The sequence below is a fragment of the Candidatus Uabimicrobium helgolandensis genome (genome assembly GCF_041508025.1).
Classification (GTDB): domain Bacteria; phylum Planctomycetota; class Uabimicrobiia; order Uabimicrobiales; family Uabimicrobiaceae; genus Uabimicrobium; species Uabimicrobium helgolandensis.
This window is the reverse complement of the sequence record NZ_CP165719.1, coordinates 5,026,301-5,041,059: the sequence shown is the minus strand read 5'-3', so window position 1 is coordinate 5,041,059 and position 14,759 is coordinate 5,026,301. Positions and strand designations below refer to the sequence as shown.

Sequence of the window (14,759 nt, the reverse complement as noted above, 5' to 3'; positions counted from 1 at the left end):
TATTGGCAAGTACCTAGAATCCTGACAAAATTTTGGAGATTTTTTTATGTATGAAGAAACACAGTGGTCTGAGATCCAAAAAATAGCAGCTTCAGATTTCAATTCTGAAAATCAAATAGCATTAACAAATATCATAAAACGATTTCAAAAACCACTAAGATTGTTATTTAGCAAAAGATTAATGGGCTTTTATAAAAATCAAACGCGAAACCACAGCGACGACACAGAAGAAATGCTTGCAGAGTTTTATTTGTATTTATTAGAAAAAAGGCAATCTATATTCTCACGTGTTGATAAAAATAAAGGAAAATTGAGGACTTTTTTATATACTATCGCTTGGAGATTCTCTAATGATTACTTAGGAACTCTCGTTCCCAAAACAAAGACACAAAATAACGATTTCTTGCAATTAGCAAGTAAAGAAACAGATGCTTATCAAAAATACGAAATAGAATATGTCAACGTATTGGTAAATAGAGCCTTAAGTAGGTTAAAAGCCTTTGAACGTAACACATATCATTTATTTAAAAAGAAATATTTTTCACACTTGTCTGCTAAAAATATTGCAATAGAAATGAATATCTTGGATGAACGAGAAACCAACGATTCTCTAGAAGTAGCAAGAGCAGAAAATAATATAAACAAAAAGTTATCACGTGGTAGACATTTGTTTTTTGAGTTTATAAAAGAAGAAATTATTGCTACTTTGCCAAATCGGGAAGAAAGACTACTAGAGGAAGAAATGCAAATGTTAAAAAAGCATATTGGGGATATTTCTTTAGAAATAACTCGATAATATAATCTCTGTTTGTTATCAAAGAAGAAAGTGCTGATTATGAAATCTTCACCTATACCAGAAAAACAGTTTTCTTTAAAAGATATCCTATTTAGCTTGGAAAAAGTAACTTACTTAGCCAGCCTTCTAAAGAAAAGTTATCCTAAATTGAGAAAAAAAAAATTTATCGCAGAGGTAATCGAAAAATTCCCAGAACTAGAACTAAAAGAAAGAATTACCCACATTGCTCGCACGATTAAAAAGTATCTTCCTCAAAAATACCCACGAGCGTTAGAAATTGTAGTGAATGCTCTCCCTTCTGAATTAGATCCCAAAAAAACAGACAATGACTTTGGCGAGTTTATCATTGCACCTTTCGCAGAATTTGTCGCGGAATTTGGGTGCGATAAAAACAGTTATTTCTTGTCGATAGATGCCTTGTTTGAAATTACTAAACGGTTTTCTGTAGAAAAAGCAATTCGTTCTTTTATCAATAGTTTTCCTGAAGAAACTCTCAAAGCTTTTTTAAAACTAACAGCAAGTAAAAATTATCATCAAAGGCGCTTAGCAAGCGAAGGTTCCAGAATGATTTTACCTTGGGCTCCAAAAATAAGTTGGCAACCGCAACAAATATTAACCATTCTGGATAAACTTTACTATGATAAAACGCGTTACGTTACACGTTCTGTGGCAAATAGCCTCAACGATATTTCCAAAGTAGATGCGCAGTTAACTATTAAAACTCTTAAAAGGTGGCAAAAGACCAAAAAACAAAACCCAAAAGAAATGAATTTCATTGTCCGTCATGCGTTACGGACACTTTTGAAAAGAGGTAACAAAGATGCTTTAAGAATGATTGGTTTATCATCAGCAAAGCATGTAAGAATAAAAAACCTAAAGTATGAGCATGAAATTTTAATGGGGGAAAATCTTGAATTTAGCTTTGAATTAAAAACTAAAAACAAGAAACTAGGCAATCTTCGCATTGAATATGCTATTTACTACTTAAGGTCTAATGGTAAATGTAATCCTAAAATTTTTAAGTTAAAAGAATCTAATTTTGACGAAACAAAAATACTTCTTCTAAAACGCCACTCATTTCGCATTATCTCTACAAGAAAATATTACGAAGGTAAACATTATTTAGCAATTATCATAAACGGCGAGGAAGTGAAAAAGCAGGAATTCTATTTAAGCCTTTCTAAGTAACTTAGAAATTTAAAAAAATGCCAATGGGTAAATGCTTCTGATAAACCACTTACGTGAAACGTTTACTTTGTGTTCTTTTTGTACTGACTAAATATTCCTCGATAGTGTAAGAAAAATATTTGTCGTAAAATGATAATAATTGTTATTGGAATTTGTATCATAAGCACTGTTAACCACTGAAAAGTAAATATGTGAAAATGAACAATCACATTTGCACAAAAAACGATTGCCCAAAGAATTTCAGAATTACGGTGTACGCGAAAGACATTACAAAAGAGAAAGAAATGAACAACGACAAAGGGAATAATCCAAGTAAATACATCCATAAATGGATAAGCAACATAAGTTAAGATCGCTGCAAAAGTCAAAAATACAATATCAATTATAGATAGCCGAAACCCTGATACTTTACTAGACGTTAAGGAAAGTTTTAACAATTTGTTTCTCCTCACTTAATGTTATATCAAGACGTCCAAAGTTCGTATTAAAATTGCGAATGCGCAAATCACGAGATACAACGACATTTTCTTTTTCTTCAACAACATGATAAAGAGGTGATAAACTTTGCATTGTTTTAAAATCCTCGCAATTGGTGATTTGAGGGTATTTTTCATCGAGAATAGCGATTTGTTGTTCTTCAAAAATAGTTTTTGATAGTATCGATAATTTAAAAGTAGTTATATGTGTAACATTGTATAAACTGCCAAAATACAACCATGGCTTTAACGCGCTGGGAATAAGAGAAAGTGTATTTTGTGGAGCTATTCTTTGTGCCATATTCCGCATATAACAACGCACAAAACATACCATTGCCAAAATAATGCAAAATGTGTAGCTTGTCGACGTTGGTATTGGTGAAGCTGTGTGTAGTTTACTTGCAATAAAAAAAAAGTAACCTCCACATAAAATAACAGCGGGAGTATCTACAAAAAACATCCACTCATAACAAAGACGTTTACGTGAAAAAGGCAAAAGAATTTTGATTCCGTAGGTATTTGTTAGGTCCAAAAAAGCATGACCTATCATCCCCGCAGCTATACCAACAGGAAAAAGAGTCAATAAAGGGAAAGTAAAATACATTATGGCTGTTACAATGCACATAGATAGCAAAATAAGAGGTACACTATGTGTATATGTTTGGTGAAACTTCAAAAAAGCATACTTTCCAAATAAACGAGAAAAAGCATCTACGTCTGGTAATACGGAGCCAAGAATAAAGCCTGATGAAAGAACAGGAGCTGTATGTGTAAGAGGAAGTCCGATGATTACTCCAATCATTGCATGAGTAACTATATCCATTGGAAAACTCTCCATTTCATTCTGACGGTTCCCTGTCTCTTGATAACGACAAAAAACCGTCTATCCAGTAGTATGTTATCTATATAATTGTTATAAGTGTGCCGTTAAGTATACAAAATTATTAAAGTGTGTTGATATTTAAAATAGAAAAACGATCCCGTTCTCTGATATAATACTATTTATATTAGGACCTGTCATCAACCAAATAGCCACTATGACTCTTCCGTAGTGGTAACCGTAATCGATTATAAAGTAGTATATACTAGACTCAGACTATTTTTGAAATCGATCAAGGCAACAACTACGAAGCTACAGCAACCACGTCATAACCCTTTAAAATTTTGAACTTTGACAACAACGTAAGAATTTTCTTAATTGATAACATGCCCTAGCCAAAAAAAGTTAATGGCGCGAAATTTGCTTACACAAAATATCGATCTAGTATTATAAAATTTACTACTAAAAATTATCCGAAGGTTAGGAGAATTTATGTATAAGATATCTTCTTTATTTTTGATTTTATTGGCATTAACATTTGCCCAGGATTCACCTGTGCAATCTGCAGTACGACCTTTTGGCCTTGATATTGTAAATCCAGTTCAGTTAGCCGCCTCAGATGCTAAGTCAGCGGATTTCCAGCAAAATCATTTACCATTATTTCAACAGTTTATTACTGCTAATTTAGGCGAAACAGCTGCTTTTGAAAATGCAAGTTCATTCAACGTTGATCCCTCTAAACTCGTGTTAAAATCGAGTAATGACTCTAGAGTATATTTTATTTCTGAAGGCGCAGGCTTTCACAATACTTTGGGTTTTAATACTAACGGGCAAAGCGGAATTAATGAAAGCTCTCAACTTATTTTTCCTGATGCATCTGCAGGTTCTAGACGTTCGCAGAATACACCTTTACAACAAGGTGATTTTGTAGAACTAGGTTCTTTAGAAAAGGGAACACAATTAGATTTTTTTCTAATTGCGAATGGAGCTTTTGGTGGAAATACTGTTTTTTCTACAGATAATAATCCTGATGGTTTACAACACATGATTGCCTTTGTTTCTCCAGGCAGCCCTTATTTACTTATCGGTTTTGAAGATTTACTTGGCGGTGGTGACTTAGACTTTAATGATATTCTTTTTGCTGTAGATGTGGGACAAGAAAACCTCGACAGTATTGTTGGTGCTCCAGAACCAGGAACAACTGTTATTTTTATTGCTTTTTTCCTCGTATTTATTTTTGCGTATAGAAAACAAAATTTGCATAAAACCACAATTGCGTAACTCACCTGACAAACAAATAATTTTCGCGATGTACAATAGGCGTTTTAGATATGTTATGGTAATATAACATGTCTAAAACGCTTTTTTTATGGTAATAATTCTTGAAATAATGATTTACTTCGTAAGATCAGTGGAGAAGCTCGTGAAAAAAAAATGGATCTTTCTTATAGTTATTGTAACTATAACAGTCGTCATTTCTGCAAAGGTTTGGCGCGATAGCGTTATTGTAAAACAAGAAAAATATCGCTATCACAAAGCACAACAATTCTATCAGGAAAAAGATTTTCGAAAATCCTTGATCGTTGCCTATACTTATAAAAAGATTTTAGGAAAAGACAAATATCGCAATTCTAAATGGCAACATCTCGAAATAAAAATCTTACAAAAATTGCGTAATATCCCACGTTTAGCTTTTTTGTACGAACAAAATCCTGGGTTGTTTTTGCAGTACGAACAAGCATCGATATGGGTAACAAGGGCTTTTATTGAGTCAAAACTTTGGAAAAAACACCAAAAGATCGCGAAACAGTGGCGCGATAAAAAAACCCTCACACTACAATGGTTTTTATTAGAAATAGACGCTTTAATAAAAAAGCAGCAACAACAAAAAGCTAGAGAAAAACTACTTAGCTATAGTGAAAAATCGCCTACACACGCTGAAATATGGACGCGACTAGCCTTGTTGGAAATGGAAAAAAACAATCTCCAAAAAGCATGGCAATATCTTGAGAACGGTTACAACTATGATTCAAAAAATAGTGATTTGCGTTCATTCCGTGGTCAAATTTTAGAAAGTTTAGGCAAAATCAAGGAAGCGCGCGTTGAATATGTCGCCGCTTACTTATCCGATGCGAAAAATCCTTTGGCTGTAGACCAACTTTCTGAGTTTTATATTCGTCAAGATAACTATCTTGCTGCTATTAATACATGGAAAAATGTCGACAAAAATGCCCCGGTGTACATCTTTCAAAAGTTAGCTTTTTATCAGAAAATTGCCGTAGATAAAAAAATAAAACTAGATATAGATGATGACATTGTCAAAACCATTATAAAATTGCCAAAGCAAATTTTTTGGAATAAAGAATGCTCGCAAATTATGACTAAGCATAAAAATGTTTATCTCTACTGGCTACGAACTCTCAATTTGATCAAAAATAGACAATACGATGAAGCATTGCAATGGTTGCAAAAAAATAGAACAGAAAATTTCAAACCTCAGCTACAAAACAATCTACATCGTTTATTATTTTATCAAAAATACCAAGGTTTTACTCAAGGAGGCATTGCATTTCTAGAAGTAAATGATCGCACTAGTTGTTGCGAGCTCTGTCATTCTCTTGATGATAAAGCTAAGCGAGAACGCATGCAACTTTCCCCTGGAAACAATAAAGAAATGTTAGAGTTTATAAAATCTCCTAATGCATTTGCAGCACAATTATTGTGTTTTAATTGGTTGGAAGCAGCAGTTTCCTTACATCAAGAATTATCAAACGATGATATTCCTGAATGGTACGCACGACGAATTATGCATGCGATGAGTATTGTACGTAGTAAAGAATCTGCAATTGATTTTGCTAAAAAATACCCCAAAATGACATCTGTGCAACTCTTAAAAGCGGAAATCCTGATATCTATTAACAATATAGCTTCAGGACTTAGTATTTTAAAAAATTTAGCCAGTAAAGAACAACGAGCAGCATGGTTGCTATCTTTATATCACTTACAACAACGAAAATATAAACTGGCAGAAAAATATTTACACTTACATAAAAGCTTTTTTACTAGCGTTTTAGGGCAAGAGATTCAAGCGCGCATTTTTATATTTCAGGGAAATAAACAAAAAGCAGAACACATATATGTAAATATTGCAACTAAATCAGTGGAAGCTAAAGTTTTCCTTGCAAAAGAAGCTTTCGCTCGGCGTGATTGGGAAGAAGCAGAGAAATGGACGCAGATTTTACAACAAGAATTTCCAGAGCAAACTAAGTTTTCTGAAAATATGAATAATATAATAAAAATGAAGAATAAAAATGAAGAATAAAAAATGAGATACACAAAATATTTATTAGCAACTACTTTTCTCGCCCTTGCTTTATACACGTGGCTAAATGACACAAGTTGGCTTAACTCCGTAGAAGACACTGTGCCACTATTTATGTCTTTTGTATTGTTTTTTTGGTTAGCAAAACCTTGGGAGATTACTCAAGAGCAGTATTCTTTTTCTGGCGCTGTTCCAATGATAAGTTTGTTGTTGTTATCCAGTGGATTTATACTAGGATCAACCTTCATTTTGGCTTGTTGCGTTTGTTCTATTGCTTGGCTGTGGTTTAATATTTTTGCTCCCAAGCAAGGTAAACATCACTTGATTGTATTTTTGTTTTTTGCTTTTCCATGGATAGCTTTAGATGCAGAAAAAATAGGTTGGATTTTTCGTATCAGTGGAGCAACATTCGCTTATAAATTTTTTACACTTATTGGTTTTCCTGCTGAGCAACAAGGTACATCTCTCATCGTTTCGGGAGTTTTTTTATCTGTAGATAGTGCTTGTGCAGGGATAAGTACTTTACAGGCGATACTTATTCTTGGCTTTGCTATTTTACACATGCGTTTACAAGAAAAACTAAATGTCCCCTTGAATTTGTTTTTACTTACCTTGCTTGCGTGGTGGGCGAATACACTCAGGATTGTTTTAATTGGTTTTGCCGCTTTAGTTGTAGGAGAAGAATTTGCCCTCGGTTTGTTTCACACTTGGGGAAGCTTAATTCTTCTTACATTTATGTTTGGTTTTACTTTTACTATTGCTTTTTTTCAAGAAAAGTGGCAACGTTTTTTTAGCGAGAAAATAATAACAACAATTTCTTTTTGTTACATTCTCTTCAATTTAAGAGAATTGTTTGCTGGATGGTGGAGATCTCCCCTTGAACAGTACGGTTGGTTGGTACTAACATTATGGCTGCTCCCTTGCGTTTTTCGTTTGTATAAAGATCGTGAAATACACAATAATTTTGCACTGCTAAGCCTTGCGGTTTTTTGCACATTCCTCGGACAAATAGGTGACTTAAATACTCTCTGCTATCTTGGTTTTGCTATATTTGTCTATTCGATTACTGCTAGAATAAACTTTAGAGGTGCGCTTTGGGGAGTATGTGCGGTAGTATGGATGCCCGCTTTTAGCTGGTTTACAACCTATTACATTGTAAACTATATTCTAATACTGAAACTAATTATTGTGGGAAGCACTTCACTACTTGTAATGCGAAAAAGCCCCCCCAAAAGCGCTCGTAGCTTCTACAAACCCCAAGTAGCGGCTACATTTACTGTTCTTTTAATTGTGGTGTGTATTTGGCCATTTTTACCTTATAAAACGCAAGATAGATTGAGTAATCTTTCGCGAAAAGGGTTCGGTTTTATCAGTCAAGATATCGCACTTACCCAAAAAGAACAAAGTAGTTTTGGTAAAGCAAAGGTGATAAAACGCTTTTACAGAGTAGGTAAACAGCGATTTGTCCTATTGGCTATTGATGGAACAAAAGATCGCCACGCTGTTCATGATCCAAACTACTGTATTGTTGGCGCTGGATGGCAAATTGTTGCTACACGCGAAATACAGAAAGATTTAGGAACAATACGCTGGGTAAAACTACAACGCAAGAAACAAGTAAAGGAAGTTGTTTATTGGTTTAGCAATCAACAATCTACTTATAGTAGTCCAATTCGTTATTGGTATGAAACAACTATTCGGCGTATTAGTCTAGGTTATTTGTATAAAGAACCGATACTTATTATTCTACAAACCGTAGATAAAAAAAATGTAGACTGGAATCGAGTTTTAAGCCTAATGCCTCAGATTCAGGAGTTATAGAAAGTGAAATTTCATATTTTGTAAGAAATAACATATACTGGCGACTAAATATGAAAATTCTAAATTTTAGCAGTGTTTTAAACACCGTTTTTTGAAATACTATCAATGTTCATTAGGGTGCGCCCTATTAAAAATCTAAAAACAAACAAGGAGATGTTGTATGTCTTTTGACTATGATTATGTTGTAATCGGTGGTGGTAGTGGCGGAATTGCTTCTGCGAGAAGAGCAGCAAGCTACGGCGCCAAAGTCGCTCTTATTGAGGGACATCGCTTGGGTGGTACATGTGTAAATGTTGGTTGTGTACCAAAAAAAATGATGCACATCGCTGCACTTCTAGGAGAGTCTTTAGAATACGCACAGCATTTTGGTTGGGATGTCAAATATGGTGGTTTTGATTGGAAGTTTTTTAAAGAAAAGCGCGACACTGACATTGTGCGCTTGAACGGTATTTACGAAAAAAACTTACGCAACTCAAACATTACAATTATCGAAGGTTGGGCAAAATTTGTAGATTCGCACACCATCGATGTAAATGGTCAAAAAATTTCTGGTAAGTACGTTTTAATTGCCTCTGGCGGAAAACCAAATTCTCTTAACATACCTGGTATTGAGCATACAATTAACAGCGACGGTTTTTTTGCATTAGAAGAATGCCCTAAAAAAGCGATTGTTGTAGGTGCTGGCTATATTGCAATCGAATTAGCAGGCATTTTAAATGCGCTAGGCTCAGAAGTAACTCTTGTAGCACGTGGTGACAAATTACTCAAAAATTTTGACCGCGAGATCATCGAGCATCTTGAAAACTATTTACAGCAAGAAGGAATTAAGATCTTGTTTTCTTCTAATGTGAATAAAGTTGAAAAAACAGAGACCTCTTTAGATGTGACTATCAGTAACAATGGTAATGAAGAACTACAACAAGCAGATTGTGTATTACTGGCAGTAGGTCGCAATCCAAATGTAGAGCCATTACAACTAGAAAATACTCAGGTAAAACAAGGGAAGCGCAAAGAAATTATCGCAGGCGAAGATGATACCACCGCCGATCCAGCAATATATGCGATTGGTGATGTTGTTGGTAAACTAGAACTTACTCCAGTGGCTATTAAATGTGGACGCTTACTAGCAGATCGTTTATTTGCACAAAAAAGCAAATTAATGAACTACAGCGCAGTACCAACAGCAATATTTTCTCCACTTGAAATAGGTACGTGCGGCATTAGCGAAGAAGAAGCCGTAGAGAAATACGGACAAGATAATATTAAAGTTTACCGCGCGCGCTTTACACCAATGGTACACACTATTACTAAAAAACAAGCCAAGATGGTGATGAAAATGATTGTAGAAAAAGAAGGCGAAAAAGTACTTGGAATGCACCTTATCGGTCCTGACAGCGCCGAAATCATTCAAGGGTTTGGTATTGCCGTACGTTTGGGATTATCCAAAGCTGATTTAGATGATGTGGTTGCTTTGCACCCATCAGCAGCTGAAGAATTTGTAACAATGACATAAGCATTTCCTCTTGTAATTGCAAATAATTTTGCTTTGTACGACAACCACCAAACAGAATTAATACTATTTGGTGGTTGTCTTAAATTCTTTTAGATTTTGAGGTTTACCAGGAAAATAGTCGGCACTGTTGCAAAAAAATCGGCGAAATTTTTTTTGAAGTTGGGCTATTGAGAATTGGCTTAGCTTTTTTGTAATTCAAAATCCGATTCAAGTATTTTCATTAATTCTGCGAGAGCACAATCGCCAAGTTTAAAGCACCTTTCAATAAGTCTTACTTCACCAATAATACCTTTTTGTAGCTTCAAACCCCTATAAACAAAAATCACTTAGCTCAATGACATTAAAGTCTAGATTGTTCAAAAATGCTCTGAAAGCAATAAGTTTTAACTTTTACCAAATTATTTTTTTTCCTGAGACTTGATATTCGCGGAGATAGAGACTGATATTTTGTTTTTCATTAAATAAACAGTCAAGAATTGATTTATTTCTCCAGCAATAAAGATCCCAATAAACCACGCCAATGCCCAATATTTCACGTCTAATCTACCTACGTCTACGTGAGTTCTTCCATTTTGCAAAATCGCAACAACTGGAGCCATTATGATTCCTGTAAATATAGGCATGCAGATTAGTGTTAATAAGAAGCGTTTAACAGAATGAGGAAAAATATTCTCGATATTTTTGTTTTTAATGTCGAATGTTACACTAGCACACGTAGACGCAAGTAGATATGATAAATTAAATATGATAAAGGCCATGATCAGAGTTACTATTCCATCACCTATACCAGCTGGTCCAACACCAGAACGGGATTGCATACCAATAATTATAATAACCCAAGAAATTATAGAAGAAAAAAGCAAGGGCAAAAAATTAACTAAAAACGATCTTTTCATAGTTTTACTCCTCATCTAAATTTTAATGTTAAAAAGAGCTGGTACTGGGAGACTTATTTTCAAAGCTATACGCTCCTTTAGACGTTCATAGAACGAGATATGTTGGTTTAAATAAAAGAAAAGGTATCAATAAAAAATAGTTGTCGATTTGCCATTTTGAGCCGAATTTACTGCCAAAAAAATGTGGTGTCAAAAATACGTTTTTTCTGTACAAAAAATCATACAAAAACTTAACCGAGATTTGGTAAATCGTTTCTAACGGAGAAAATAAAAAGGAAAGAGTATAAAAGTACCTGGAAGGAAAAAGTTATAATAGTTCCCTAACCCAAGAATAAAAAGCCTTCGGCAAGGAAGGCAACTTTGAAGGGAACTATCAATGTCTAATATAACAATATGTCTACCAATAATGCTATATATTTCTAATTTATTGCTGGAGAGCGAAGAGGAAGTAAATAAATATTTAGAAGGTCCATATAAATATCTAAAGATTACAAGAAGAATAGATTTTTTGATGACGTTTTAGTGATGCATATAACTGGATATCGATGTATTTACGAGTATGAAAAAAGTTATCAAAATGTGAAAAGTATTGGCTTCTCAATATTCGGAGCAGGAAAAGCACGATCCATTTTAAAATCAATAAGTAATTCAATGCTAAGTTGGTTCATATTTATTCGAACTATTGGAAGGAACCAGATTGAGTGGTAAAATTTTAGGTGGTGAAATAACACATCTAGCGAATTTTGGATATCATAATAAAAACACTCTAACAAAAAGAGTGCTTTTATTATGAAATTGATTACCTATTTAAAAGTCATCATCCTCATCATCATCAATAGGTTCAAAGTAAATAACACCTTTTGTTGATTTATTGCTATCAACTTCAACTTCATTATCATCGCAATAGCCAATAATTATATCAATAATGTCGGACTGAGTATCTCGGGTACGTCTCCACTTTAGTTTGTACTCGATATAGCCACTTCCACCACCTGAAGACGCTTCTATTTTACAATATGAACGTTTTCCTGATTTTAGGTCGAGAATGGCGTCTTTGATTCTGCGTTCCTGACGTCCGCTAAAGTTAACAAATTTGATAGTGTATATATTTTCTTGTAAAACTGTTCTACGAGTACGAATTTGATTATAAATTCGATCATAACAAGCGCGTACTACATTTTTAATTGCTTGCGCTCTTGCCATACGTTCTGTCAAACCACCAAACACTCCCACCGGCTTGATACTTGTTTTATCACCTGAGGTTATTTGAAATTTTATTAGTTCTTGTGCGGTTTGTAAATGAACTAAACGGCATCCTACTGTTGCATACCAAACAGCTGTGCCTGTTGCTGGATCGCGCGAAACGCGTTTCGTTGTCAACCATAAGTATACGGCAATCTGCACTTGCGCAAATTTACGGGCAATGTAAGCTTGCGGATCAGCACCAGCAGCTAAACCTAGCATTTGCGCTTCTTTCTTCATCAAACGATCGATAGCGCGCAAATCGCGAATTTGCATATGTTTACCAAGAAGATTTTGTAAGGAATCAAACATAACGTCGCGGTCAGTAAATTCATCTTTACTACTTGGTTTTGTTCCTTGGTAAGAATTGTTTTCTTTGTCGGCGACAATTGCTACCCACATTCCTTTTAACTTATCGTCAGCTTTTTTGACAAGATTGTAAACATCTTGTAAAAGAGCGTCTTGCTCAATACACACTTTAATGCGAATTTTTCTGCCATCGAAACGGCGAACAATAATAGCGTTTTCTGGTTCTATAAGTGTGTATTCTTCCCAATTTTCTGCTAAAAAACGTTCAATTTTACTTTGGTTTGGCTCAAAATATTCGAATTCAACATTGTTTCTCAAAAACTTAAACATTGCACTGCGCCACGCACGAGTGATTGCACTTTTTCTAGTTCGTGCTTTTCCGTTGGCAATTATATAATCGCAATCGTCCTCGTAAACTGGTTCATCGTGAACAGGTGGTCGAGGAGGAGTGTAATTTCCGCCACTGCTGCCACCGTTCCAATTACTATTTGGCGGCTCGAAAATCATTACTTTTTGAGTGAACTTATCGCATTTTACAACCACTTGATTTGCTTCAAGATGTTCGAGAACAATTTGTATCATTTCAAATTGCGAGTGACTACGCAACCACTTAACGCGGTATGTAAAATAACTCTCGCCTCCACCAATTCCTCCAGGAAGAATATCAAGGTAGTTACGTCGACCATTTTTCATATCAAGCAAAGTTTGACGAATGCGATCGCGATCTTGTTTTTTCTCGAAATTCACAAACTTATAAGTATATTCACCTTCAGGCAAGATAGTATTGTACTGCGAAACTTGCTCTACTATTTTATTGGCAACCTCTACAGAGGTTCTTATCACTGTTCCTTCGCGTGCAGAACCAACTCTTTCGTGTTGAAAATTAAAAAGCTCTTGGGCGGTAACTACATGTACAGCTCGCGCACCAATACGTGCTCTAAAAACGCGGCTCCCTGTTCCTTCATCGTATTTATAACCCATTTTTAGCCAAAAATACATTGCAACAGGTATAGAACTAAGCTTACGCCACGTATGGTTTTTTGGATCAGAGCTCGCCGATAAATCTAACATTTGTCCTTCTTTTTTCATTAGATTTTTCATCGCTTGAGTATCGCGTACAGTGAAATGTTTTCCCAATTCGTCTTGTATGGTTGCTAAAACCATGTCTAAACTGCGATTACTTTTCATACGTGTATCTGCGTTTACTGAAACCCATATTCCTGCTGTTTTGCTACGTGCGCGCAAAAACCTGTTTTTAATATCTCCGAGAAGATCGTCGCCTTTAACCTCAACCATAATACGAATTTCACGGTCATGATATGGTTGCACGATATTCACATTGTCGTGTGTGTACTCACGATAATTCTCCACTAGAAATGTTTGAATTTCTTGATTATGTGAGTTGTAATCACCGCTGTCCATGTTAAGTTTTAAAAATTTTAACATAGCTTCAACACGCGCTCGAACAATAGCCCCTTTTTGAGTACTGCCTTTTCCTTCCGCGATGAATGTATTTTCAACAAAACTATCGTCAAAATCTTGGGCTACAGCAGCCGCGCATAAAATAAAACACAAGACCATGCACTGTATTTTTTTTAACATACCACTACCTTTCATAGAAGTGAAATATTGGTTTGGAGATTAGGACATGTTGATAAATTAGTGATTCCTATCCTTAAGAACAAGAACCACCACTTTATCATTTTGGTAAACTAGAACGGTTGTGTAATAACTAGCAAATGATCAGATTTGTTTTTAAATTCAACATCATAACCTTCGTTCATAAATAGGTTGTTGAGTGTTTCGCGAAGGTTAATAGGAGATAGATCAGACCATAGTTTTAAATATACGCTTTTACGGTTGGGTGCATCTTCTTCTTCTATAGTGTAATTTCCATGAGCTCCTTGAAGAATAGCTTGACGAATACCGCCTAAAGTATCGCGATCATCAAAGTTTTTGATTTGAACACGCAAGTATGTTTTTTCACCAGGTGTATGATTGGCTTCAGGTGTATAAGATTGGCGTGCAGGTCGTGCTACCTCTTCTACTTCTTCGTTGTACTTTATTTGTTCATATGAATCGGCATTTGGGTCGATATTTAATTCTTCATCTGTTGGTATATGAACATCGTCATGAATCGGATTTGGCTGCGGTTCTGGCATAGGTTGATAAGAAATATCATCACCATTAGGAGGCAATGGCCTTACGTCTACATCATCTTCACTAGTACTTGCACAACCAATCATAAATACCAAAGATATTATTAAACTTAACTTGATTATTTTTTCCATATAAGTTTCGAATAGAAATCTATTCGCTCCTTTCTACAAACAACCAAACAGAACTTGGGAAATACCAAGTTCTGTTGTTGATTTC

Annotated in this window: 11 protein-coding genes; 6 read left to right on the top strand and 5 right to left on the bottom strand. The window is 34.9% G+C overall.

The features are described from left to right. The first annotated feature begins 46 nt into the window (after positions 1-46). Both UABHE_RS18400 and UABHE_RS18395 read left to right on the top strand, forming a co-directional pair. Positions 47-796 (top strand): RNA polymerase sigma factor, encoded by a 750-nt coding sequence (locus tag UABHE_RS18400; RefSeq protein ID WP_372364702.1) that lies wholly within the window; start codon positions 47-49, stop codon positions 794-796. Positions 797-835: 39 nt separating this feature from the next. Continuing rightward, positions 836-1,984, top strand: coding sequence for a DNA alkylation repair protein (locus tag UABHE_RS18395; RefSeq protein WP_372364701.1), 1,149 nt, complete (start codon positions 836-838; stop codon positions 1,982-1,984). Between the two features lie 62 nt (positions 1,985-2,046). Here the strand turns inward: UABHE_RS18395 and UABHE_RS18390 are convergent, their stop codons facing one another. Further along, the gene (locus tag UABHE_RS18390) at positions 2,047-2,421 is read right to left on the bottom strand and encodes a hypothetical protein (RefSeq protein WP_372364700.1); all 375 of its coding nucleotides are present in this window, start codon (positions 2,419-2,421) and stop codon (positions 2,047-2,049) included. After that, positions 2,396-3,283: a metal-dependent hydrolase gene (locus UABHE_RS18385; RefSeq protein WP_372364699.1), complete on the bottom strand. Its 888-nt coding sequence runs from the start codon at positions 3,281-3,283 to the stop codon at positions 2,396-2,398. Before UABHE_RS18385 ends, UABHE_RS18390 begins: the two co-directional genes overlap by 26 nt. A gap of 489 nt (positions 3,284-3,772) precedes the next feature. Here UABHE_RS18385 and UABHE_RS18380 point away from each other — a divergent pair, with 489 nt between their 5' ends. The 4 genes from UABHE_RS18380 (at position 3,773) to gorA (ending at position 9,936) form a co-directional block, all read left to right on the top strand. Beyond that, the gene (locus UABHE_RS18380) at positions 3,773-4,561 is read left to right on the top strand and encodes a DUF4114 domain-containing protein (RefSeq protein WP_372364698.1); all 789 of its coding nucleotides are present in this window, start codon (positions 3,773-3,775) and stop codon (positions 4,559-4,561) included. Positions 4,562-4,703: 142 nt separating this feature from the next. Then, complete coding sequence (locus UABHE_RS18375; RefSeq protein ID WP_372364697.1) at positions 4,704-6,602, top strand: hypothetical protein; 1,899 nt, start codon at positions 4,704-4,706, stop codon at positions 6,600-6,602. A gap of 3 nt (positions 6,603-6,605) precedes the next feature. Continuing rightward, complete coding sequence (locus tag UABHE_RS18370; protein WP_372364696.1) at positions 6,606-8,423, top strand: exosortase-associated EpsI family protein; 1,818 nt, start codon at positions 6,606-6,608, stop codon at positions 8,421-8,423. Between the two features lie 160 nt (positions 8,424-8,583). Further along, positions 8,584-9,936, top strand: coding sequence for a glutathione-disulfide reductase (gorA, locus tag UABHE_RS18365; RefSeq protein WP_372364695.1), 1,353 nt, complete (start codon positions 8,584-8,586; stop codon positions 9,934-9,936). A 398-nt stretch (positions 9,937-10,334) separates the two neighbouring features. Here the strand turns inward: gorA and UABHE_RS18360 are convergent, their stop codons facing one another. The 3 genes from UABHE_RS18360 to UABHE_RS18350 form a co-directional block, all read right to left on the bottom strand. Further along, positions 10,335-10,832 carry a hypothetical protein gene (locus tag UABHE_RS18360; protein ID WP_372364694.1) on the bottom strand — a complete coding sequence of 166 codons (498 nt, stop codon included), beginning with the start codon at positions 10,830-10,832 and terminating at the stop codon, positions 10,335-10,337. An 807-nt stretch (positions 10,833-11,639) separates the two neighbouring features. Then, positions 11,640-13,985 carry a hypothetical protein gene (locus UABHE_RS18355; RefSeq protein WP_372364693.1) on the bottom strand — a complete coding sequence of 782 codons (2,346 nt, stop codon included), beginning with the start codon at positions 13,983-13,985 and terminating at the stop codon, positions 11,640-11,642. 110 nt (positions 13,986-14,095) lie between these two features. After that, complete coding sequence (locus tag UABHE_RS18350; RefSeq protein WP_372364692.1) at positions 14,096-14,674, bottom strand: hypothetical protein; 579 nt, start codon at positions 14,672-14,674, stop codon at positions 14,096-14,098. Between the last annotated feature and the right edge of the window lie 85 nt (positions 14,675-14,759).